The 22,048-nt window shown below is 70.0% G+C and carries 19 protein-coding genes and 5 pseudogenes; 22 read left to right on the top strand and 2 right to left on the bottom strand.

Annotated features, from left to right (window positions below):
- Window positions 1–162 precede the first annotated feature (162 nt).
- Window positions 163–1,984 (top strand): annotated as a pseudogene (gene ftsH / locus QFZ67_RS10650) (ATP-dependent zinc metalloprotease FtsH).
- 543 nt (window positions 1,985–2,527) lie between these two features.
- Here the strand turns inward: ftsH and QFZ67_RS10645 are convergent.
- Window positions 2,528–3,377 (bottom strand): annotated as a pseudogene (locus QFZ67_RS10645) (methyltransferase domain-containing protein).
- A 212-nt stretch (window positions 3,378–3,589) separates the two neighbouring features.
- On the opposite strand from QFZ67_RS10645, the gene proS reads away from it, so the two are divergent.
- From proS to QFZ67_RS10555, 18 genes and pseudogenes are all read left to right on the top strand, one after another.
- Window positions 3,590–5,002: a proline--tRNA ligase gene (gene proS, locus QFZ67_RS10640; RefSeq protein WP_307660849.1), complete on the top strand. Its 1,413-nt coding sequence runs from the start codon at window positions 3,590–3,592 to the stop codon at window positions 5,000–5,002.
- A 203-nt stretch (window positions 5,003–5,205) separates the two neighbouring features.
- A pseudogene (locus tag QFZ67_RS10635) lies at window positions 5,206–5,836 on the top strand (hypothetical protein).
- A 219-nt stretch (window positions 5,837–6,055) separates the two neighbouring features.
- Window positions 6,056–6,496: a 30S ribosomal protein S16 gene (gene rpsP / locus QFZ67_RS10630; RefSeq protein ID WP_307660848.1), complete on the top strand. Its 441-nt coding sequence runs from the start codon at window positions 6,056–6,058 to the stop codon at window positions 6,494–6,496.
- Between the two features lie 2 nt (window positions 6,497–6,498).
- Window positions 6,499–6,738 (top strand): RNA-binding protein, encoded by a 240-nt coding sequence (locus tag QFZ67_RS10625; RefSeq protein ID WP_018850017.1) that lies wholly within the window; start codon window positions 6,499–6,501, stop codon window positions 6,736–6,738.
- A 79-nt stretch (window positions 6,739–6,817) separates the two neighbouring features.
- A complete protein-coding gene (gene rimM, locus QFZ67_RS10620) occupies window positions 6,818–7,372 on the top strand; it encodes a ribosome maturation factor RimM (protein ID WP_307660847.1) in 555 nt (184 codons plus the stop codon).
- Window positions 7,372–8,193 (top strand): tRNA (guanosine(37)-N1)-methyltransferase TrmD, encoded by an 822-nt coding sequence (trmD, locus tag QFZ67_RS10615; protein WP_307660846.1) that lies wholly within the window; start codon window positions 7,372–7,374, stop codon window positions 8,191–8,193. Before rimM ends, trmD begins: the two co-directional genes overlap by 1 nt.
- Window positions 8,194–8,324: 131 nt before the next feature.
- Entirely contained in the window at window positions 8,325–8,675 is a 351-nt protein-coding gene (gene rplS, locus QFZ67_RS10610) for a 50S ribosomal protein L19 (RefSeq protein ID WP_307660845.1), read from the top strand.
- Between the two features lie 81 nt (window positions 8,676–8,756).
- Window positions 8,757–9,560 (top strand): signal peptidase I, encoded by an 804-nt coding sequence (gene lepB, locus QFZ67_RS10605; RefSeq protein ID WP_307660844.1) that lies wholly within the window; start codon window positions 8,757–8,759, stop codon window positions 9,558–9,560.
- Window positions 9,553–10,558, top strand: a pseudogene (lepB, locus tag QFZ67_RS10600) (signal peptidase I); the annotation flags it as partial. The gene lepB (QFZ67_RS10605) and the pseudogene lepB (QFZ67_RS10600), both read left to right, overlap by 8 nt.
- Window positions 10,521–11,450, top strand: coding sequence for a signal peptidase I (gene lepB, locus QFZ67_RS10595; protein ID WP_373429977.1), 930 nt, complete (start codon window positions 10,521–10,523; stop codon window positions 11,448–11,450). The pseudogene lepB (QFZ67_RS10600) and the gene lepB (QFZ67_RS10595), both read left to right, overlap by 38 nt.
- 71 nt (window positions 11,451–11,521) lie before the next feature.
- The gene (lepB, locus tag QFZ67_RS10590) at window positions 11,522–12,310 is read left to right on the top strand and encodes a signal peptidase I (RefSeq protein WP_307660843.1); all 789 of its coding nucleotides are present in this window, start codon (window positions 11,522–11,524) and stop codon (window positions 12,308–12,310) included.
- A 70-nt stretch (window positions 12,311–12,380) separates the two neighbouring features.
- Entirely contained in the window at window positions 12,381–12,878 is a 498-nt protein-coding gene (locus QFZ67_RS10585) for an NUDIX hydrolase (RefSeq protein ID WP_307665794.1), read from the top strand.
- A gap of 55 nt (window positions 12,879–12,933) precedes the next feature.
- The gene (locus tag QFZ67_RS10580; protein ID WP_003965949.1) at window positions 12,934–13,242 is read left to right on the top strand and encodes a DUF2469 domain-containing protein; all 309 of its coding nucleotides are present in this window, start codon (window positions 12,934–12,936) and stop codon (window positions 13,240–13,242) included.
- A gap of 99 nt (window positions 13,243–13,341) precedes the next feature.
- Entirely contained in the window at window positions 13,342–13,713 is a 372-nt protein-coding gene (locus tag QFZ67_RS10575; RefSeq protein WP_307660842.1) for a YraN family protein, read from the top strand.
- Window positions 13,713–15,329 carry a YifB family Mg chelatase-like AAA ATPase gene (locus QFZ67_RS10570; RefSeq protein WP_307660841.1) on the top strand — a complete coding sequence of 539 codons (1,617 nt, stop codon included), beginning with the start codon at window positions 13,713–13,715 and terminating at the stop codon, window positions 15,327–15,329. Before QFZ67_RS10575 ends, QFZ67_RS10570 begins: the two co-directional genes overlap by 1 nt.
- Window positions 15,329–16,504 carry a DNA-processing protein DprA gene (dprA, locus tag QFZ67_RS10565; protein ID WP_307660840.1) on the top strand — a complete coding sequence of 392 codons (1,176 nt, stop codon included), beginning with the start codon at window positions 15,329–15,331 and terminating at the stop codon, window positions 16,502–16,504. The genes QFZ67_RS10570 and dprA overlap by 1 nt, the downstream gene beginning before the upstream one ends.
- A gap of 236 nt (window positions 16,505–16,740) precedes the next feature.
- Window positions 16,741–17,577 (top strand): RNA polymerase sigma factor WhiG, encoded by an 837-nt coding sequence (whiG, locus tag QFZ67_RS10560; protein WP_307660839.1) that lies wholly within the window; start codon window positions 16,741–16,743, stop codon window positions 17,575–17,577.
- A 61-nt stretch (window positions 17,578–17,638) separates the two neighbouring features.
- Entirely contained in the window at window positions 17,639–18,196 is a 558-nt protein-coding gene (locus QFZ67_RS10555; protein WP_307665793.1) for a TetR/AcrR family transcriptional regulator, read from the top strand.
- A 313-nt stretch (window positions 18,197–18,509) separates the two neighbouring features.
- On the opposite strand, the pseudogene QFZ67_RS10550 reads toward QFZ67_RS10555, so the two are convergent.
- Window positions 18,510–18,941 (bottom strand): annotated as a pseudogene (locus tag QFZ67_RS10550) (peptidoglycan DD-metalloendopeptidase family protein); the annotation flags it as partial.
- A gap of 258 nt (window positions 18,942–19,199) precedes the next feature.
- Here QFZ67_RS10550 and rpsB point away from each other — a divergent pair.
- From rpsB to pyrH, 3 genes are all read left to right on the top strand, one after another.
- Window positions 19,200–20,141 carry a 30S ribosomal protein S2 gene (rpsB, locus tag QFZ67_RS10545; RefSeq protein WP_307660838.1) on the top strand — a complete coding sequence of 314 codons (942 nt, stop codon included), beginning with the start codon at window positions 19,200–19,202 and terminating at the stop codon, window positions 20,139–20,141.
- Window positions 20,142–20,247: 106 nt separating this feature from the next.
- Window positions 20,248–21,084 (top strand): translation elongation factor Ts, encoded by an 837-nt coding sequence (gene tsf, locus QFZ67_RS10540; protein WP_307660837.1) that lies wholly within the window; start codon window positions 20,248–20,250, stop codon window positions 21,082–21,084.
- 160 nt (window positions 21,085–21,244) lie between these two features.
- Window positions 21,245–22,027, top strand: a complete 783-nt coding sequence (pyrH, locus tag QFZ67_RS10535; RefSeq protein WP_307660836.1) for a UMP kinase — start codon at window positions 21,245–21,247, stop codon at window positions 22,025–22,027.
- The last annotated feature ends 21 nt before the right edge of the window (window positions 22,028–22,048 follow it).

Here is a 22,048-nt window from a genome sequence, read left to right as displayed (position 1 = left end):
CGCAGGGCCGGCGGCTTCGGCTGGCGACGCCTGGGGATCTGTGCGGTCATGGGCACAGGCGCCGAGTCACGGCAGAGGAGAGCAGGCGTGGTCAACCCCGTACCCCCACGCGAGCGGATCGACCAGCCGTGGCGCTCCGAGGGCGCGCCTCCGTCCAGGAAGATGCCCGGGGGCTGGGCCGGCCTGATTCTCACCGCGCTCGTCGTCTTTCTGGCCGCCAATCTGCTGCTGTCCTTCTTCGGCGGCGGGGGCGGGCCAGCCATCTCGTACACGGAGTTCAGCAAGCAGGTCAAACGGCAACGTCTCGAAGATCTACGCCAGGGGCGACACGATCCAGGGCGAGCTCAAGCGGGAGGCACCCCTTCCTGACGGCAAGGGCGACTACACCAAGTTCACGACCCATCGGCCGGGCTTCGCCGACGACAAGCTCTGGGACGAGCTGAGCAAGCAGAACGTCACCGTGACGGCCGAGCCGGTCGTCACCACGGGACGCGGCATTCTGGCCAATCTGCTGATCTCGCTCGCGCCGATGCTGTTCCTCGTACTGCTGTGGTTGTACATCGCCCGGCGGACGGGCGCGCCGCTGGGCGGCGGCGTGCTCGGGCGTAAGCCGAAGCCGGTGGAGGTCGAGCCGGGCAGGCGCACCACCTTCGATGACGTGGCCGGCATCGACGAGGTCAAGGCCGAGCTCAACGACATCGTCGAGTTCCTCAAGAACCCGCAGGCGTACCGGAAGATGGGCGCGAGGATGCCCGGCGGCGTACTGCTCTCGGGACCGCCCGGGACCGGGAAAACGCTGCTGGCGCGGGCAGTGGCGGGCGAGGCCGGGGTGCCGTTCTTCTCCGCGTCCGCCTCGGAGTTCATCGAGATGATCGTCGGAGTGGGCGCCAGCCGGGTCCGTGAACTCTTCGCCGAGGCGCGCAAGGTCGCCCCCGCCGTCATCTTCATCGACGAGATCGACACGATCGGGCGGCTGCGGGGCGGCGGCGCGGGCCTGGGCGGGCACGACGAGCGCGAGCAGACGCTCAACCAGATCCTCACCGAGATGGACGGCTTCAGCGGCTCGGAGGGAGTGGTCGTACTCGCCGCCACCAACCGCGCCGACATCCTCGACCCCGCGCTGACCAGGCCCGGCCGCTTCGACCGGGTCGTCCAGGTCTCTCCGCCCGACCGCGCCGGCCGCGAGGCCATCGTCGAGATCCACACCCGGCGGGTCCCACTGGCCGAGGACGTCGACCTGGCCCAGATCGCCGGCGCGACGCCGGGGATGACGGGCGCGGATCTCGCCAACCTGGTCAACGAGGCCGCGCTCCTCGCGGTCAAGCGCCAGCAGCCGGCAGTTACCCAGTCCGACCTCTTCGCCGCCCTGGAAAAGGTCCAGCTCGGCGCGGAACGCCCGCTGATCATGCCGGAGGAGGATCGCAGACGCACCGCCTACCGCGAGAGCGGTCACGCGCTGCTCGGCATGCTCCAGCCCGGCGCGGACCCGGTCCGCAAGGTCACCATCGTGCCGCGCGGCCGGGCGCTGGGCGTCACGCTCTCCACGCCGGACGTGGACAGGTACGCGTACACCGAGGCGTATCTCCGCGGCCGCATCGTCGGCGCGCTGGGCGGGATGGCGGCCGAGCATGTGGTCTTCGACGTGATCACGACGGGCTCGGAGAGCGACCTGGAACAGGTCACGCACCTGGCCAGGGGCATGGTCGGCCGCTGGGGCATGAGCGAACGGGTCGGCAGACTGACCGCGATCCCGAACGACGCCCAGCAGGCGTACGGGCTCTGCGCCGCCCCGGCGACGCTGGACACGCTGGAGCACGAGATGCGCAGGATCGTCGACGAGTGCTACGAGAGCGCCTGCCGCCAACTGCGAGACAACCGCGACCGTTTGGACGCGCTGGCGCGGGCGCTGCTGGAGAACGAAACCCTGGAGGAGCCCGCGGCGTACCGCGCGGCGGGCATCTCACGCCCGGACAAGGCGGAGTAGCGCGTCGGCCTGTGGCGCGCCACATGAGGTCCGTTGGCTGCCCCGGCGATCCCGGGGCCGCCCGAGCCTCAGCAGCCCGGCGCCGCGAAGCTGCCGCCGGCTCGTCGGGACGCCCGTGCGGGGCCCGGCCGAGTGCCCGCAGGCTGGCGGGCGAAGCTGCCGCTCAGGAACGCCCGCACGGCGGCGCGCAGCTGCCGCCCGCCGTGCGGGGTCCCCGTGCCCGGCCCGGGGAGAGTTCTCCGCGGGGTGGCCGCGCGCAGCGGCCGCTCATGAGCGGCCGTGCAGGCCCCGGCCGGGCGGCGGCGTGAACGGGCCCGCCGGGCATCACGCGCGCCTCTGGCGCGGGCAGTTGCTCCCGCAGGGTGCGGCGCGAAGTTGCCGTCGGCCGGGCCCGGTTCAGGGGTCCGGGCGAGCCCTCGCATGTTGGCGGCGCGAAGCTGCCGCCCCCGGGATCCGGGGCTTGCCCCGGTTGTGGGAAGGGGCGGGGAGGGGAAAGGCCCCGCGCAGCGGAACCCGCACCCGCACCCGCACCCCCGCCCACCCTCACCGCGTCCGCGCGATCAGGTACCGGAACACATTCGGCATCCACACCGTGCCGTCCCGCCGCCGATGCGCATGCAGCGCCTCCCTGATCTCCTTCTCCACCTGCGACTGGTCCGTCGCCCGCACCGCCGCCGCGTACAGCCCCGTCGACAGCAGCCCCCGCACCGCGCTCTCCATGTCCGCGTAGCCGAAGGGGCACGCCACCCGGCCCGAGCCGTCCGGCTTCAGGCCCGCCTGGGCCGCGACGTCCTCCAAGTCGTCCCGGAGCGCCGGGCGCCAGCCGCCCTTCCGCAGCCGGTCGGTCAGCCGGCCCGCCACCCGCAGCACACCCGACGTCGCGCACCGCTCCGGCGGGCCCCAGCCCGTCAGCACGACCGCGCTGCCGTGCTCCGCCAGCTCGACGGCCGCCGCGACAGCCGGTCCAAGGCCCTCCGAGTCACCCGCCGCACAGCCGATCGGCTGAAACGCGGTGATCAGGTTGTACGGACCCCGCTCCGAATCCGCCGCGGTCGCCGCATCGCCTTCCGCCAGCTCCACGTCCCGCGCAGCCGCCCCCGCGTCCGGAGCCATTCGTTCCCGCGCCAGCGCGAGCCGTTCGCGGTCCGTGTCGAGCCCGGTCACCCGCGCACCGCGCGACGCCGCGATCAGCAGTGCGAGACCGGCCCCCGCAGTCGAGGCCGAGCAGCCGCGTCCCGGAGCCGACCTCCAACCGCTCGTACACCGCCTCGTACAGCGGTACCAGCATCCGTTCCTGGATCTCGGCCCAGTCCCGGGCCCGCGCACACGCCTCCGCCGGAGACGGAGACGCAGACGACGCGTGGGGTCGGTGCTGGACGAGCGTTGGTGTCATCGAAAGCGCCCCAATCCGCCAAGAGGTCAGCAGAGCCCTGAAGGACAGCCCCCCGTGTGCGTACGCCTGCGCTCCCCCCCCCGTATGCCAGAGAACTCCGCATGCGCCCGCAAGTCCAGGGGTTGAGTGGCAATGCTTGCGTGCCCCCGGCGTGCGCCCGCAGACGCCGGCCGATTCACGCTTGGCCGCGGTGTCGCCGTACGATGCGCGCCATGGCAAAGGCACCCGTTCTCACGCCCCAGGCGGAAGACTTCCCGCGGTGGTACCAGGACCTGATCAACAAGGCCGAACTGGCGGACAACGGCCCGGTGCGCGGCACCATGGTCATCCGGCCGTACGGCTACGGCCTGTGGGAGCGGATGCAGCAGGAGATGGACGCCCGCATCAAGGACGCGGGTGCCCAGAACGCCTACTTCCCGCTCTTCATCCCACAGTCTTACCTGACTCGGGAAGCTGAGCACGTCGAGGGCTTCGCACCCGAACTCGCGGTCGTCACACACGGTGGCGGAAAGGAGCTCGAGGAGCCCGTCGTCGTACGCCCCACCTCCGAGACGATCATCAACGACTACTTCTCGAAGTGGGTGCAGAGCTACCGCGATCTGCCGCTCCTGATCAACCAGTGGGCCAATGTGGTCCGTTGGGAGATGCGCCCGCGCGTCTTCCTGCGTACGACCGAGTTCCTCTGGCAGGAGGGCCACACCGCCCACGCCACTTACGAGGACGCCCGCGACTACGCCGCCTACATCCACAAGCACGTCTACGCGGACTTCATGATCAACGTCCTGGGCATCGACGTGGTGCTCGGCCGCAAGACGCCCAAGGAGCGCTTCGCCGGCGCCATCAACACCCTTACGCTCGAAGCCATGATGGGCGACGGCAAGGCCCTTCAGATGGGTACGAGCCATGAGCTCGGCACCAACTTCTCCAAGGCCTTCAACACCACGTATCTGTCGAAGGACGGCAAGCAGGAGCTTGCCTGGCAGACCTCCTGGGGCTCGTCCACCCGGATGGTCGGCGGCCTGATCATGTCGCACGGCGACGACAACGGACTGCGCGTCCCGCCGCGTCTCGCGGCCGTCCAGGTCGTCGTCATGGCCATCAAGGGCGACGAGGCGGTCGCCAAGGTCCGCGAGATCGGCGACCGGCTGAAGGCCGCGGGCCTGCGCGTGCAGATCGACGACCGCACCGACACCCCCTTCGGCCGCCGCGCGGTCGACTGGGAGCTCAAGGGCGTTCCGGTACGCGTCGAGGTCGGCCCGCGCGACCTGGAGGCGGGCACCGCGATGCTGGCCCGCCGCATCCCCGGGGGCAAGGAGCCGGTGCGGATCGAGGCGCTGGCCGGGCTGCTGCCCAAGCTCCTCGAGGAGGACCAGGCGCAGCTGCTGAAGGAGTCGCGCGACCGCCGCGAGTCCCGTACGACCGACGTGACGACGATCGAGGAGGCCGCCGAGGCCGCGGTCGCCGGCGGCTGGGCCCGTATCCCCTGGTCGACCCTGGGCCAGGAAGGCGAGGACAAGCTCGCCGAGCAGGCCGTGTCCGTACGGTGTCTGGTCGCCGAGGACGGGTCGGTTCCTGAGGCCGATGACGCGCCGGGTACTGTCGCGATCGTGGCCCGCGCGTACTGACCCGGCCTGCTGAGGCGCACGCGGCCCGGAATCGGGCAGCCGCCCCGGCGCACGGCCCTTGTCTATGCGCTGGGGCGTACGCGCCGCTACGTACCACCTTGATGTGAGCTGTGAAGCTTCTCCGCAGATCGGCGCACCCGCCCTCGTCCGGACGCATCAACGGCAACTGACGGGTACGTGCAAATTATTTGGGATGCCCCGGAATGGAACCCGCGAGCGCCCCGGCTCGTTATCACGACGTGAGCACGACACCACCTGTTCTCGCCGCAGAGCTGGCACAGGCGTGGGCCGATATTCAGCGGCACCACCCCGAGCTGCCGGATCTTGCCGCGCCAGAGTCCCTGATCGGAGAGTCCTCGTCCGCCTGCGGCCACGAGCTCTCCTTCGAGCGACTGCTCCACGAGGCAGTCCATGGCATCGCCGCCGCCCGAGGTGTCCGCGACACCTCCCGCGCCGGCCGCTATCACAACCGCCGATTCCTGGCGATCGCCGAGGAGATGGGGCTGGACCATGTCGACGAGCCGCACCCCAGCAGCGGCTTCTCGCTGGTCGCGCTCAACTCCGAGGCGAAGCGGCGGTACCGACCCACGATCGAGAGACTGCAGCGCGCCCTCAAGGCGCACACCGTCGCGACGGCCTCCGACACCAAGCGCACCTTCCGCGGGCCGGCCGCCCGGCACGGCTCGTCCGGCCGGTGGCGTGCGGGTCAAGGCCGTGTGCGACTGCGGCCGCAATGTCCGCGTCGTCCCGTCCGTTCTCGCCCAGGCCCCCATCGTCTGCGGCGGCTGCGGCAAGCCTTTCCGTATCCCGGAAGTAGTCGCCGCCGCGAGCTGATGGCCTCCGCCCGCCGGGTCGGGCCGCCGACGGGGGCGGTGCGACACCGGCCGGGTGCAAGCCCGCCGCAGGTCTGTGGCACAATGGCTAGCTGTACTCGACAGCCGCACAGGAACCCTCTCGCCTCCGGCTGACGCGTCCATCGGGCACCCGAGTACCGCAACCCCACGTGGCATCTCGTTGTGCCCAACCACGTCAAGACCAGGAGACACCACTCCCGTGGCAGTCAAGATCAAGCTGAAGCGTCTGGGCAAGATCCGTTCGCCTCACTACCGCATCGTCGTCGCCGACTCCCGTACCCGCCGTGACGGCCGGGCCATCGAGGAGATCGGCCTGTACCACCCGGTGCAGAACCCCTCGCGCATCGAGGTCAACTCGGAGCGTGCGCAGTACTGGCTGTCCGTCGGCGCCCAGCCGACCGAGCCGGTTCTCGCGATCCTGAAGCTCACCGGTGACTGGCAGGCGCACAAGGGTCTGCCGGCCCCGGCGCCGCTGCTCGTCGCGGAGCCGAAGGACAAGCGCGCCGCGTTCGATGCCTTCACCAAGGGCCTCGAGGGTGACGAGCCGAAGGGTGAGGCCATCACCCCGAAGGCGAAGAAGGCCGACAAGAAGGCGGACGAGGCTGCTGAGGCCCCGTCCACCGAGTCGACCGAGGCCTGAGCATGCTCGAGGAGGCTCTCGAGCACCTCGTGAAGGGCATCGTCGACAACCCGGACGATGTGCAAGTGGCCTCGCGCAATCTGCGCCGCGGTCGCGTGCTCGAGGTCCGGGTCCACCCCGACGATCTCGGTAAGGTGATCGGCCGCAATGGCCGCACCGCACGCGCCCTGCGCACCGTCGTGGGCGCCATTGGTGGCCGTGGCATCCGCGTCGACCTCGTCGACGTGGACCAGGTTCACTGACATACGCAGCACCGGCACGGGCCGGGGAGGGCCTTATGGCCGTCCCCGGCCCGTAGTCGTCGACAGGAGAGAGTGCTAAGTGCAGTTGGTAGTCGCGCGGATCGGCCGCGCCCACGGCATCAAGGGCGAGGTCACCGTCGAGGTGCGTACGGACGAGCCGGAACTGCGGCTCGCGCCCGGCGCCGTACTGGCCACCGACCCGGCCACCACCGGACCGCTGACCATCGAGACCGGCCGGGTGCACAGCGGCCGGCTGCTGCTGCGCTTCGAGGGCGTCCGGGACCGCAACGCCGCCGAAGCCCTGCGCAACACCCTGCTGATCGCCGAGGTGGACCCGGCAGAACTCCCCGAGGACCCCGAGGAGTTCTACGACCATCAGCTGATGGACCTCGATGTCGTCCTCGCCGACGGCACCGAGATCGGCCGGATCACCGAAATCAACCATCTGCCCTCGCAGGACCTGTTCATCGTCGAGCGGCCCGACGGCAGCGAGGTGATGATCCCCTTCGTCGAGGAGATCGTGACCGAGATCGACCTCGAGAAGCAGCGCGCCGTCATCGACCCGCCGCCCGGGCTCATCGACGACAGCGAGGCGGAGATCGCATCGTCGCGCGATGCCGAGGACGATTCGTGATGCGGCTCGACGTCGTCACGATCTTCCCCGAGTACCTGGAACCGCTGAACGTCTCGCTCGTCGGCAAGGCACGCACGCGTGGGCAGCTCGATGTCCATGTGCACGACCTGCGCGAGTGGACGTACGACCGGCACAACACCGTCGACGACACCCCCTACGGCGGCGGCCCCGGCATGGTCATGAAGACCGATCCCTGGGGCGACGCCCTCGACGACGCGCTGGCGAGCGGCTACGAGGCGGGCGCGCACGGCCCGGTCATGGTCGTGCCCACACCCAGCGGCCGCCCCTTCACCCAGGAGCTCGCCGTCGAGCTCTCCGAGCGACCGTGGCTGATCTTCACCCCCGCTCGGTACGAAGGCATCGACCGCCGGGTCATCGACGAGTACGCCACCCGGATACCGGTCTACGAGGTGTCCATCGGCGACTACGTCCTGGCCGGCGGCGAGGCGGCCGTACTGGTGATCACCGAGGCCGTGGCGCGGCTGCTGCCCGGGGTTCTGGGCAACGCCGAGTCGCACAGGGACGACTCCTTCGCGCCCGGCGCGATGGCCAATCTGCTCGAAGGCCCCGCCTACACCAAGCCGCCCGAGTGGCGCGGACGCACCATTCCGGAGGTGCTGATCAGCGGGCACCACGGGAAGATCGCGCGCTGGCGGCGGGACGAGGCGATCCGCCGTACGGCCCTCAACAGGCCCGACTTGATTGAGCGTTGCGACCCCGCCGCCTTCGACAAGAAGGACCGCGAGATGCTCTCCATCCTGGGCTGGGCGCCGGAGCCCGGCGGCCGATTTTGGCGCAGGCCCGAGGCCGTGGAAGAATAGGCCGCTGCTGTACGTCCAGTGGGCGCCCCTGCCACAGGGGGAACGACGCCCGCTCGACGTGGACGGCACTCTGACTCTCATCTCGATCATTCCGCTGATGACCTGTGGCATCGGCGAGGAAGCAGACCTACATGGCCAGCCTGCTCGACTCCGTCAACTCCGCGTCGCTGCGCAGCGACGTCCCCGCCTTCCGTCCCGGCGACACCGTGAACGTCCACGTTCGCGTCATCGAGGGCAACCGCTCGCGTATCCAGCAGTTCAAGGGCGTTGTCATCCGCCGCCAGGGCTCGGGCGTCAGCGAGTCCTTCACGGTCCGTAAGGTCTCCTTCTCCGTCGGCGTCGAGCGCACCTTCCCGGTGCACAGCCCGATCTTCGAGAAGATCGAGCTCGTCACCCGCGGTGACGTCCGTCGCGCGAAGCTGTACTACCTCCGCGACCTGCGCGGCAAGGCCGCCAAGATCAAGGAGAAGCGCGACAACTGAGCTTCGGCTCGCCTCTCGCGCCTGAGCTTCGGCTCACACTGACGCCGGGTTCACAGGGCGGCCGGATAGGCTCTGGCCCCGATGGACACCGAAGCGAAGCACACGGAGCGCGACCGCTCTTCCGCCCCCGAAGCCGGGGAAGAGGGAGAGGGGTCGCGTTCTGTGCGTTCATCGAGCCCCTCCGAATCGCTGGGAAAACGTCTCTCCGGGATGTCCTGGCGCAGGGCCGGGCTGCTCGGCGTCCTCTGCACCGTCGTCGTGCTGCTGTTCAGTCACTTTGTGGTGCAGCCTTTTCAGATCCCCAGCAGCTCCATGGAGCCCACCCTTCAGGTCGGCGACCGGGTGCTAGTGAACAAGCTGGCGTACCGTTTCGGTTCCGGGCCCCAGCGGGGGGACGTCGTCGTCTTCGACGGCACAGGATCCTTCGTACAGGAGGGCCTGGAGGAGAACCCGGTCAGCGCCCTTTCGCGCGGTGCGCTCGCGGCGCTGGGGCTGGCCGAACCCGCCGAGACCGACTTCGTCAAGCGGGTCGTCGGTGTGGGCGGTGACAGAGTGGTCTGCTGCGACAAGGGGGGCAGGGTCGAGGTGAACGGCGTACCGGTCGACGAGAGATATCTCCATCCCGACGACGTCCCGTCCGAGGTCCCCTTCGACATCGTCGTTCCGCAGGGCACTCTGTGGGTCATGGGAGACCACCGGAGCCACTCGCGTGACTCCCGCGACCATCTCGGGGAACCCGGAGGCGGGATGGTGCCCGTCGAGAGGGTGATCGGACGGGCTGACTGGATCGGCTGGCCGATCGGGCGCTGGACCTCGCTGGAGGGGGCCGACGTCTTCGTGAGCGTTCCGGAGGCGGAACGAATGCCGGGCGGCGCCCATGGGTAACCGCGGGCGTCGTGCGAGTCACCGGGCCGACACCCGGCTGCCGACCGGGACCCGGCCGACGGACGGCGCCAGGACGCTGCCCGGCCGGGCGGAGCGGCGCAGGCTTGCGCAGAAGGTGAAGCGCAAGCGCCGCCGGTCGGCCGTGAAGGAGATACCCCTCCTGATCACCGTGGCGCTGATGATCGCGCTGGTCCTGAAGACGTTCCTGGTGCAGGCCTTCGTGATCCCGTCGGGCTCGATGGAGCAGACCATACGGATCCAGGACCGGGTACTGGTGGACAAGTTCACCCCGTGGTTCGGCTCCAAGCCGCAGCGCGGGGATGTCGTCGTCTTCAAGGATCCAGGCGGCTGGCTCCAGCAGGAGCAGACCCCCAAGAAGGACGACCCGATCGTCGTCAAACAGGTCAAGCAAGGCCTGACCTTCATTGGGCTGCTGCCATCCGACGACGAGCAGGACCTGATCAAGCGGGTGGTCGCGGTCGGCGGGGACACCGTCAAGTGCTGCGACAAGGACGGGCGGGTGACCGTCAACGGCGTACCGCTCATCGAGCCGTATCTGAACCCCGGAAACGTTCCCTCAACGCTCAAGTTCGAGGTCGAGGTGCCGGCCGGGCGGATCTTCGTGATGGGCGACCACCGGGCCAACTCGGCGGACTCGCGCTTCCACCTCGACGAGAAGGACCGGGGCACCGTCTCGGAGGACGAGGTCGTCGGGCGAGCGGTCGTCATCGCCTGGCCGGTCAGCCACTGGCGAAAACTGGAAGAGCCGGAGACATACGCATCCGTCCCGAACGCGCGTGCCGGGTCGACCTCGGCGCTCTCCCCGTCGAATAGGGTGTCACCTCAGGATCTGAACGGGATGATCCTGCTCCCGAGCCCTGCGGAACTCCCGCTCGTTATGGGAGTGGTGGGCTTGCTCCGACTTCGGGGCAGGCGGTTCGCACGGAGTGAGGAGTGGACGTGGGGGATGTGGCCGTCGGCGCACGATCCGGACACGATGAGCCGGAGGAAGGGCCGGGGAAGCTCGCCGAGCCGCCCGCGGCTGTGACGGACGAATCGGCGGCTCGGACGCCGGGGACGGCGGGAACGGTGGACGCCGAGAGCGGATCCTCCGAGGACAGTGGTACGGGACAGAAGAAGCAGCGATCCTTCTGGAAGGAACTGCCGCTCCTGATCGGTATCGCGCTGCTTCTCGCGCTCCTCATCAAGACGTTCCTGGTGCAGGCCTTCTCGATCCCCTCCGACTCGATGCAGAACACCCTGCAGCGCGGCGACCGGGTGCTGGTCGACAAACTCACCCCGTGGTTCGGCTCGGAGCCCGAGCGCGGTGAGGTCGTCGTCTTCCACGACCCGGGCGGCTGGCTGGAGGGTGAGCCCACCCCCGAGCCGAACCCTGTGCAGAACTTCCTCAGCTTCATCGGCCTGATGCCGTCGTCCGAGGAAAAGGACCTCATCAAGCGGACGATCGCGATCGCCGGCGACACGGTGGAGTGCAAGAAGGGCGGCCCGGTCAAGGTCAACGGGAAGGCGCTCGACGAGCCGTACATCTACCCCGGCGACACCCCCTGCGACGACCAGCCCTTCGGCCCGTTCAAGGTGCCCAAGGACCGGATCTGGGTGATGGGCGACCACCGCCAGAACTCCAGGGACTCCCGCTACCACATGGAAGACGTGAACAACGGCTTCGTACCGGTCGACAAGGTCGTCGGACGTGCTGTCGTGGTGGCCTGGCCGCTGAACCGCTGGTCGACGCTGCCGGTGCCCGGCACCTTCGACCAGCCCGGGATCAACACCGCTGCCGCTGCCATGTCGGCCGGTCCCGTCCTCGGCGTTCTGCCCTTCGCGCTGTGGCGCCGCAGGAGGCTGACCGCGGGGCATACCGCCGGGTAGGGTGCCGTCCCAGATCGCCGATCTCCGAGGATGGCTCTCGGGGACCGAATCTCCGAGGTGGGAGCGCTGGGATGAGCGGAACAGTACGTACGGACGACGGCCGCCGCCGGCTCGGCAGCGCATTGTCGGGCCTGGCCGTGGCCGTCGGCTGTGTGCTCTTCCTCGGGGGGTTCATCTGGGGAGCCGTGGTCTACCAGCCGTACACAGTGCCGACCGACTCGATGTCCCCGACCGTGATGGCGGGTGACCGGGTACTGGCACAGCGGATAGACGGCGACCAGGTGCGACGCGGCGACATCGTGGTGTTCCGCGATGCGCAGTGGGGCGATATGCCGATGGTGAAGCGGGTGGTCGGCGTAGGCGGCGACAAGATCGCCTGCTGTGGCGACGGCGGCAAGCTGACGGTCAACGGCACGGCGGTTGAGGAACCGTATCTGCCCAACAAGGGGCTCGCTTCGCCGGACCGCTTCACGGCCACGGTCCCCAAGGGGCAGCTGTTCCTGCTGGGCGACGAGCGCAGAGGCTCGCTGGACTCCCGCGTACACCTCCAGGACCCGGGGCAGGGGTCGGTGCCGCGCTCGGCGGTGACGGCGCGGCTGGACGCCGTGGCATGGCCGCTGGACGGCGGTCTGCTGGACCGGCCGCAGGGCTTCGCGGCGCTGCCGGGCGGAGTGTCGCAGCTGGGCCCGGTGAAGCTGGTGGTCGGGTCGGTGGCGGTCGGGGCCCTGTTGATCGTGGGCGGTGCGATGTACGGTCCGATCGCGCGACGGTTTTCGAGGAAGGGGCACGGGGCCGCGGGCGCCGGTGGCGGCGGACGCGGGGGCTCGGGGCGCGGAACGGCGGCCTCCGGTGTCGGCTGAGGGCCGCGAGGGCGGGGACCACGAGAGGGAGCTGCGGGACGGTGATGGCGGGCCGGCCCCTGGGGGCGAGCTGCGGGATCCCGAGGGCGAGCTGCGGAAGGTCGCACGGGTCGTGCTGCTCGATCCGCAGGACCGCATTCTGCTGATGCACGGGTACGAGCCCGAGGATCCGGCCGACCGCTGGTGGTTCACACCGGGCGGCGGCCTGGAGGGCGACGAGACCCGACAGGAGGCCGCGCTGCGCGAGCTGGCCGAGGAGACCGGGATCACAGAGGTGGAGCTGGGCCCTGTGCTGTGGCGCCGGACCTGCTCATTCCCGTTCGACGGACGGCGCTGGGACCAGGACGAGTGGTACTTCCTGGCACGTACCGCACAGACGGTCACGGTCCCGCACGGACTGACGGAGCTTGAGCAACGCAGTGTCGCTGGGCTGAGGTGGTGGACCTACGCCGAACTGTCGGCGGCGCGTGAGACGGTGTATCCGACCAGGCTCGCCGAGCTGCTGCGCACGCTGTTCGACGAGGGTCCTCCGAGTGCGCCGGTGGTCCTGGCCCCAGAAATCGTCTAGGGGCGCAGGGGGCTGGAGCACAATAGGGGGACGCACGGCTGAAGGGGAACATGCCATGAGCGCCGAGGACCTCGAGAAGTACGAGACCGAGATGGAGCTGAAGCTCTACCGGGAGTACCGAGACGTCGTCGGGCTGTTCAAATACGTGATCGAGACCGAGCGTCGCTTCTACCTCACCAACGACTACGAGATGCAGGTGCACTCCGTACAGGGCGAGGTCTTCTTCGAAGTATCGATGGCGGATGCCTGGGTCTGGGACATGTACCGACCGGCCAGGTTCGTCAAGCAGGTACGCGTGCTCACGTTCAAGGACGTGAATATCGAGGAGCTCAACAAGAGCGATCTCGAGCTTCCCGGCGGCTGACGCTCGGGTGGCTGAGTTATCCACAACGGATGGGTTATCCACCAAGATCCACTAGAGGTGGTCTGACGCGTCACAGTCGGTGCCGGAGGTGGTGCCGATATGAACGCGACGGGGGCACTGGGGCGGTACGGCGAGGATCTGGCGGCGCGGCTGCTGGCCGGTGCCGGCATGACTGTGCTGGCACGGAACTGGCGCTGTGGGCGTGCCGGTGAGATCGACATCGTCGCCCGGGACGGCGATGCGGTGGTTGTCTGCGAGGTCAAGACCCGCAGAGCCGGTGCGTACGGACCGTACGAGCATCCGATGGCCGCGGTCACGCCGACGAAGGCGGAGCGGCTGAGACAGCTCGCCGAATGCTGGCTGGAGCGGCACGGCGGACCGCCGCCCGGCGGGGTGCGTATCGATCTCGTGGGCGTGGTGCTGCCCAGACGTGGCGCACCGCTCGTCGAGCATGCGCGGGGGGTGGCCTGATGGGGTTCGCGCGTTCCTGTTCCGTGGCGCTGGTGGGCGTCGAGGGCGTGGTGGTCGAGGTCCAGGCGGACCTGGAGCCGGGCGTGGCCGCGTTCACGCTGGTGGGGTTACCGGACAAGAGCCTGGTGGAGAGCCGGGACCGGGTCAGGGCGGCGGTGGTGAACTCCGGCGCCGAGTGGCCGCAGAAGAAGCTCACCGTGGGGCTCAGTCCGGCGTCCGTGCCGAAGGGCGGAAGCGGGTTCGATCTTGCTGTGGCCTGTGCCGTGCTGGGCGCGGCGGAGCGCATCGACCCCAAGGACATCGCCGATCTGGTGCTGATCGGCGAGCTGGGCCTGGACGGCCGGGTGCGGCCGGTGCGCGGGGTGCTGCCCGCCGTCCTCGCGGCCGCCGAGGCGGGCTACCGGCAGGTGGTCGTCCCCGAGCAGACTGCGGGGGAGGCCTCACTGGTGCCGGGAGTTTCGGTCCTCGGTGTGCGGAGCCTGCGGCAGCTCATCGCCGTACTGACCAATGAACCGGTGCCCGAGGAGGAGCCGGTCCCGGAGGGCAGCCCGGACCCCATGCTGGCCGGGCTGATGGTGCCCGGCGCGGGGGTGGGCACGGGGCTGGCGAGGGAGCCGGCGGACGGCCCCGACCTGGCCGATGTCGCCGGGCAGCGCGCGGCACGCACGGCTCTGGAGGTCGCCGCCGCGGGCGGCCACCATCTGCTGCTGCACGGACCGCCGGGCGCGGGCAAGACCATGCTGGCGGAACGGCTGCCCGGGGTGCTTCCGCCGCTGACCAGACGGGAGTCCCTGGAGGTCACGGCGGTGCACTCGGTGGCGGGCATCCTGCCGCCGGGGGAGCCCCTGGTGCGTACGCCGCCGTACTGCGCGCCCCACCACTCGGCGACGATGCAGTCGCTGGTCGGCGGGGGCAACGGGCTGCCGAGGCCCGGAGCGGTGTCGCTGGCCCACCGGGGCGTGCTGTTCCTCGACGAGACTCCCGAGTTCTCGGGCAAGGCGCTGGACGCCCTGCGGCAGCCGCTGGAGTCGGGGCACGTGGTGGTGGCGCGCAGCGCGGGGGTGGTGCGGCTACCGGCCCGCTTTTTGATGGTCCTCGCGGCCAACCCCTGCCCCTGCGGGCGGCACACCCTGCACGGGGCGGGGTGCGAGTGCCCACCATCGGTGATCCGGCGGTATCAGGCGCGGCTGTCCGGGCCGCTGCTCGACCGGGTCGATCTGCGGGTAGAGGTCGAGCCCGTCAACCGCAGCGATCTGCTCTGCCAGGGCGGCCGGGGCGAGCCGACGGCGGCCGTTGCGGCACGGGTCCGGGAGGCCAGGGAGCGCGCCGCGGCCCGGCTGCGGGACACCCCCTGGAGCGCCAACAGCGAGGTGCCGGGCCATGAGCTGCGTACGCGCTGGCTGGTCGCGCCCGGGGCACTGGCCGCGGCCGAGCGGGACCTGGAGCGGGGCCTGCTCACCGCGCGCGGACTCGACCGGGTGCTGCGGGTGGCGTGGACGATCGCGGACCTGGCGGCACGGGACCGGCCGCAGGCGTACGACGTGGACCTGGCACTGGAGCTGCGCACCGGGATCTCGCGAGGTGCGCCCATGCCGGTCGGCGGGGGAGGGCACTGATGCGCGAATCGGGGGCGGGCACGGCGGAGCAGGAGCGGATCGCGCGGGCCGCGCTGACGCGGGTGATCGAGCCGGGCGACGAGCACGGTGGGCGGTGGCTGCGCGAGTTCGGGGCCAGGGAGCTCGTGGCACGGCTCACCTCGGCGGAGCACAAGGACGCGGCGCTCGCCGGGGCCACGGCGCGGCGGCTGGCGGGCTACCGGATACGGGCAGTGGCGGCCGAGCCGGACCGGGATCTGGCGGCGGTCGCCGCGGTCAAAGGGCGCTTCATCTGCCCCGGCGACCAGGAATGGCCCACCCAGCTCGACGACCTCGGGGACGCCAGACCCATCGGACTCTGGACGCGAGGAGGGGCCGACCTGCGGAAATGGGCGCTGCGCTCCGTCGCCGTCGTGGGGGCCAGAGCCTGCACGCCGTACGGGGCACACATGGCGGCCAGCCTCGGTTCCGGGCTCGCGGAGCGCGGCTGGGTCGTGGTGTCGGGGGCGGCGTTCGGGGTCGACGGCTCCGCGCACCGCGGCGCACTGTCCGCGGGCGGGGCCACCGTCGCCGTTCTCGCCTGCGGTGTCGATGTCGTCTATCCGCGCGGCCATGCCGAATTGATCGGGCGCATCGCGGAACAGGGGCTGGTCATCGGGGAGTTGGCGCCGGGCAGTCATCCCACGCCCAGCAGATTCGTCCTGCGCAACCGGGTGATCGCAGCGCTGACCAGGGGCACCGTCGTCGTCGAGGCCGAGTACCGCAGCGGTTCGCTGGCCACGGCGCGCAGCGCGCAGAAGCTCGGCCGCTTCACGATGGGAGTTCCAGGGCCTGCCACCAGCGGGCTCTCGGCCGGTGTGCACGAACTCCTGCGTGGTGAGGGCGTGCTGGTCACCGATGCCGACGAAGTGGCCGAGCTGGTCGGCGGCATCGGCGAGCTGGCACCGGACAGACGTGGTCCTGTGCTCCCCAGGGATCTGCTGGATCCCATGAGCGCACGGGTTCTTGAGGCCCTTCCGGCCCGTGGCGCGGTCGGCGGGGAGCAGGTGGCCCTCGACGCCGGGACGACGACCGACGAGACGCTCGGCAGGCTGTACGAACTGCACTCGCTGGGCTTCGTGGAACGGCACGGGGACGGCTGGCAGTTGACGCACAGCGCGATCGGCGGTTCGAACGCGCGGCGAGGCGGTCCTTGACCTGGAGCATTCGGGTGAAAAGGTGATGGCGATGACCTTTGCAGGCCTGTCGGCGACACCTGAGGGGCCGGCGACGTCGGCACCGGTTCGAAGGTATGGGCGACGGCAGGTACCCGCACAGGTTCGTTCCCCCGTCCTTCGCCCACCGCAACACCGCAGTCACGCTACGCTCACCTCGATTCCGGCCCAGACGCTCGTCCCCTCCCCCCTCACAGCAGAACGGCTCAAGGCAACGCATGCCCCAGCACACCTCCGGGTCTGACCGCGCGGCAGTGCCACCCGCTGCCCGTGGCACCGTGCGGCCCCCCGCTCCCTCGTCGCTCGACGAGTTGTGGCGGTCGTACAAGGCCACGGGTGACGAGCGGCTGCGGGAGCAGTTGATCCTGCACTACTCACCACTGGTGAAGTACGTCGCGGGTCGGGTGAGCGTCGGGCTGCCGCCCAATGTCGAACAGGCGGACTTCGTCTCCTCCGGAGTCTTCGGACTCATTGACGCCATCGAGAAGTTCGACATCGAACGGTCCATCAAGTTCGAGACATACGCGATCACCCGGATCCGCGGCGCGATGATCGACGAACTCCGCGCGCTGGACTGGATCCCGCGCTCCGTGCGCCAGAAGGCCAGGGCCGTGGAGCGCGCCTACGCCACGCTCGAAGCGCAGCTGAGACGCACGCCTTCGGAGTGCGAGGTTGCCGCCGAGATGGGCATCGCGGTCGAGGAACTGCATGTGGTTTTCAGCCAGTTGTCGCTGGCCAACGTCGTCGCGCTGGAGGAGTTGCTGCACGTCGGCGGCGAGGGCGGCGACCGGCTCAGCCTGATGGACACCCTCGAGGACACCGCCGCCGACAACCCGGTCGAGGTGGCCGAGGACCGGGAATTGCGCCGGCTGCTCGCGCGTGCCATCAACACCCTGCCGGAACGCGAGAAGACCGTCGTCACCCTCTACTACTACGAGGGCCTCACCCTCGCCGAGATCGGCAATGTCCTCGGCGTCACGGAGAGCAGGGTCAGCCAGATCCATACGAAGTCGGTGCTCCAGCTGCGGGCGAAGCTGGCCGACGTCGGACGTTGACGCTGAATCGTCCCTGCCTCATCCGTAGAGTGGAGGCGTGCCCAGGATTCGAGCGGCCTCCGTGGCCGAGCACCGGACCATGCAGCGCGGCGCCCTGCTGGACGCCGCGCGTTCCCTGCTGTCCGAGGGTGGTACGGAGGCGCTGACCTTCCCCGCCCTCGCCGAGCGCACGGGCCTGGCCAGGTCCTCCGTCTACGAGTACTTCCGCTCGCGCGCCGCTGTCGTCGAGGAGCTCTGCGCGGTCGACTTCCCGGTCTGGGCGGCCGAGGTCGAGGCCGCGATGCAAGAGGCCGGCACGGCAGAGGGCAAGGTCGAGGCGTACGTACGCCAGCAGCTGGAGCTCGTCGGCGACCGGCGCCACCGGGCCGTTGTCGCGATCTCCGCGAGTGAGCTGGACGCCGGGGCGCGGGAGAAGATCCGTGCCGCGCACGGCGGGCTGATCGCGATGATCGTGGATGCGCTCGGCGAGCTGGGCCACGACCAGCCCCGGCTGGCGGCGATGCTGCTGCAGGGCGTGGTGGACGCCGCGGTGCGCCGCATCGAGATCGGCGCGGCGGAGGACCCGTCGGCGATCGCCGAGGCGGCAGTGTCGATGGCCCTGCGGGGCGTGCAGGGCTGACCCCGCAAGGCCATCGCGGACCGGGAGGGCCCGGCCGACCGGGCTCCCGGGCCCGGCGTAGGCCCCGGTGCGTCAGGGCGGCCATGATCAGCAGCAATGCCGCGTGCAGCGCCGTCCCGGACGCCCCCGCGAGAACAGGCGCGGCCACCCGTGCGGCGACCGGAGCGACAGTCGCCTCAAGAGGCGGGCCGCCGAACAGCGGCAGCAGCCGGGACGGCGATCGGCGCAGCAGCCAGGGCGGCAGCAGGGACAGCGGATCCAGATACTCTGCGCCGCGCAGCAGCCCCCAGTGCAGACAGCCCGCCGCACAGTGCGAAGGTCCCGGCTCGACGGTCGCCACCACCTGGCCGGCGCTCACCTCCGTGCCCTCGGGGAGCAGCGACCGCACGGGTTCGTACGTCGTGCGCAACGGCGGTTCACCCGTACCGGTGAGGGTGAGGGAGAGGACGCCGCGGCCCGCCACCCGGCCCGCGAAGGAGACCCGGCCGGGCGCCGCCGCCCGCACCGGGGTGCCCGGCGGCGCGGCCAGGTCCACGCCACGGTGCCCCGGCCCGTACGCCGAGTCCGGCGGCTCCCAGCCGCGTACCACCACGGGCCGCGGCGGACCCACCGGCCAGCTCCGGTCGCTATCGAGGGCAGACGCCGGGGACGCGCCCACAATGAGTAGGGCAACGACAAGGGCAACGACAACGGCGACTACAGGTACGAGAAGTCTGCGGATGAATCTGCGGATGAGGCGGTACATGGCACAGACCGTCCCGCGGAACCCCGCAATCGCGTGGATCATGGTCCCGATCTGTGGAGTACTGACCGGTTGTGGACAGCGCCGTCACCCGGCACCGCGCCGGTCCCGTACACTTCTTCTGGCGATCCGGGTCACCGGGTCGACTTCGCACGCCCCGCCACCACACCCTCTTCAGGTCGGTGGCCGCGCTCCTCGGTCCCTTGTGGCACGGCGCGTCGGGGCGTCAGGACATAACCGAGAATCCAAGGAGATACGGCCATGGCCGTCGTCACGATGCGGGAGCTGCTGGAAAGCGGCGTCCACTTCGGTCACCAGACCCGTCGTTGGAACCCGAAGATGAAGCGATTCATCTTCACGGAGCGCAACGGCATCTACATCATCGACCTGCTCCAGTCGCTGTCGTACATCGACCGCGCCTACGAGTTCGTCAAGGAGACCGTCGCACACGGCGGCTCCATCATGTTCGTCGGCACCAAGAAGCAGGCCCAGGAGGCCATCGCCGAGCAGGCGACGCGCGTTGGTATGCCGTACGTCAACCAGCGTTGGCTGGGCGGCATGCTCACCAACTTCTCCACCGTCTACAAGCGCCTTCAGCGTCTGAAGGAGCTTGAGCAGATCGACTTCGAGGATGTGGCCGCGTCCGGCCTCACCAAGAAGGAGCTCCTGGTCCTCTCCCGCGAGAAGGCCAAGCTGGAGAAGACCCTCGGTGGTATCCGCGAGATGCAGAAGGTGCCCAGCGCCGTCTGGATCGTCGACACCAAGAAGGAGCACATCGCCGTCGGTGAGGCGCGCAAGCTCCACATCCCGGTCGTCGCGATCCTGGACACCAACTGCGACCCCGACGAGGTCGACTACAAGATCCCGGGCAACGACGACGCGATCCGCTCCGTCACCCTGCTCACCCGCGTGATCGCCGACGCCGTCGCCGAGGGCCTCATCGCCCGTTCCGGCGTCGCCACCGGTGACTCCAAGCCGGGCGAGAAGGCCGCCGGCGAGCCGCTCGCCGAGTGGGAGCGCGACCTCCTCGAGGGCGAGAAGAAGGCCGACGACGCCGAGGCTCCGGCCGCTGCCGAGGCCGAGAAGCCGGCTGAGGCCGCTGCTGAGGCCCCCGCTGCTGAGGCTCCGGCTGCCGAGGCCCCGGCCGCCGAGGCCCCGGCCGCCGAGGCCGAGAAGCCGGCCGCGGACGCCGAGCAGGCCTGACCGCTCAGGTTCGGTAGTTGACGGCGGGGGACGGTGCCACAAGCACCGGCCCCCGCCGCTCACCCGTAGATCTTCGACTTTCGACTTTCGAGAGAGATTCAAGGACATGGCGAACTACACCGCCGCTGACGTCAAGAAGCTCCGCGAGCTCACCGGCGCCGGCATGATGGACTGTAAGAAGGCGCTGGACGAGGCCGACGGTAACGTCGACAAGGCCGTCGAGGCTCTGCGCATCAAGGGCCAGAAGGGCGTCGCCAAGCGCGAGGGCCGCTCCGCCGAGAACGGCGCCGTCGTCTCCCTCATCTCGGACGTCAACACCTCCGGTGTCCTCGTCGAGCTGAAGTGCGAGACGGACTTCGTCGCCAAGGGCGACAAGTTCCAGGCCGTCGCGGGCGCGCTCGCCGCCCACGTCGCCGCGACCTCCCCGGCCGACATCGAGGCGCTGCTCGCCTCCGAGATCGAGCCCGGCAAGACCGTCCAGGCGTACGTCGACGAGGCCAACGCCAACCTCGGCGAGAAGATCGTCCTGGACCGCTTCGCGCAGTTCACCGGTGGGTACGTAGCCGCGTACATGCACCGCACCATGCCTGACCTCCCGCCGCAGATCGGCGTCCTCGTCGAGCTCGACAAGGAGAACGCCGACGTCGCCAAGGGCATCGCGCAGCACATCGCCGCCTTCGCGCCGAAGTACCTCTCCCGTGAGGACGTCCCGGCCGAGGTCGTCGAGGCCGAGCGCCGCGTCGCCGAGGAGACCACGCGCGCCGAGGGCAAGCCCGAGGCCGCCCTCCCGAAGATCGTCGAGGGTCGCGTCAACGGCTTCTTCAAGGAGGCCACCCTCCTGGGCCAGCCGTACGCGCTCGACAACAAGAAGTCCGTCCAGAAGGTTCTGGACGAGGCGGGTGTCACGCTGAAGCGCTTCGCGCGCATCAAGGTCGGCATCTGACCCGTTAAGCGATCGACACGGGAGCCCGCTAGGGTTCCTTACGCAGTCGCCGGTCGCGCTCGCGCCGGACGACCGCAGATCTGACGAGGAGGCCATTGCCGACAGGGATACCAGTAACCCACGGCAATGGCCTTCTTCGTATGTGCACGAGGAGATCTCCATGAACAAGGGCGCGGACGCCAAACAGGCTGCCGACGACAAGAGCGACCACGACGTCAAGAAGGTCGGGCGCTTCATGCTGAAGCTGTCCGGTGAGGCCTTTGCCGGCGGTGGAGGGCTCGGCGTAGACCCCGACGTCGTACACGCAATGGCGCGCGAGATCGCCGCGGTTGTCCGCGACGGTGCTCAGATCGCGGTCGTCATCGGTGGCGGCAACTTCTTCCGCGGGGCCGAGCTCCAGCAGCGCGGTATGGACCGGGCCCGCTCCGACTACATGGGCATGCTCGGCACGGTGATGAACTGCCTCGCCCTCCAGGACTTCCTGGAGAAGGAGGGCATCGACTCCCGCGTCCAGACCGCCATCACCATGGGGCAGGTCGCGGAGCCGTACATCCCGCTGCGCGCAGTACGCCACCTGGAGAAGGGCCGCGTCGTCATCTTCGGCGCCGGTATGGGCATGCCCTACTTCTCCACCGACACCACCGCGGCGCAGCGCGCCCTGGAGATCGACGCCGAGGCCCTGCTGATGGGCAAGAACGGCGTCGACGGGGTCTACGACTCCGACCCCAAGACCAACCCCGACGCGGTGAAGTTCGACGCGCTGGAGTACGGCGAGGTGCTCTCCCGCAACCTCAAGGTCGCCGACGCCACGGCCATCACGCTCTGCCGCGACAACGCTCTTCCGATCCTCGTCTTCGAACTGCTCGCCGAGGGCAATATCGCTCGGGCCGTCAAGGGTGAGAAGATCGGCACGCTCGTGAGCGACCAGGGCACCCGGGCCTGACACGGGGGACGTCCCTCGGGG

Origin of the sequence: Streptomyces sp. V1I1 (assembly GCF_030817355.1) — a bacterium.
In the GTDB taxonomy this organism is placed as follows: Bacteria; Actinomycetota; Actinomycetes; order Streptomycetales; family Streptomycetaceae; genus Streptomyces.
Note: the sequence above shows the minus strand (reverse complement) of the source record. Positions and strands in the feature narration are given on the sequence as shown.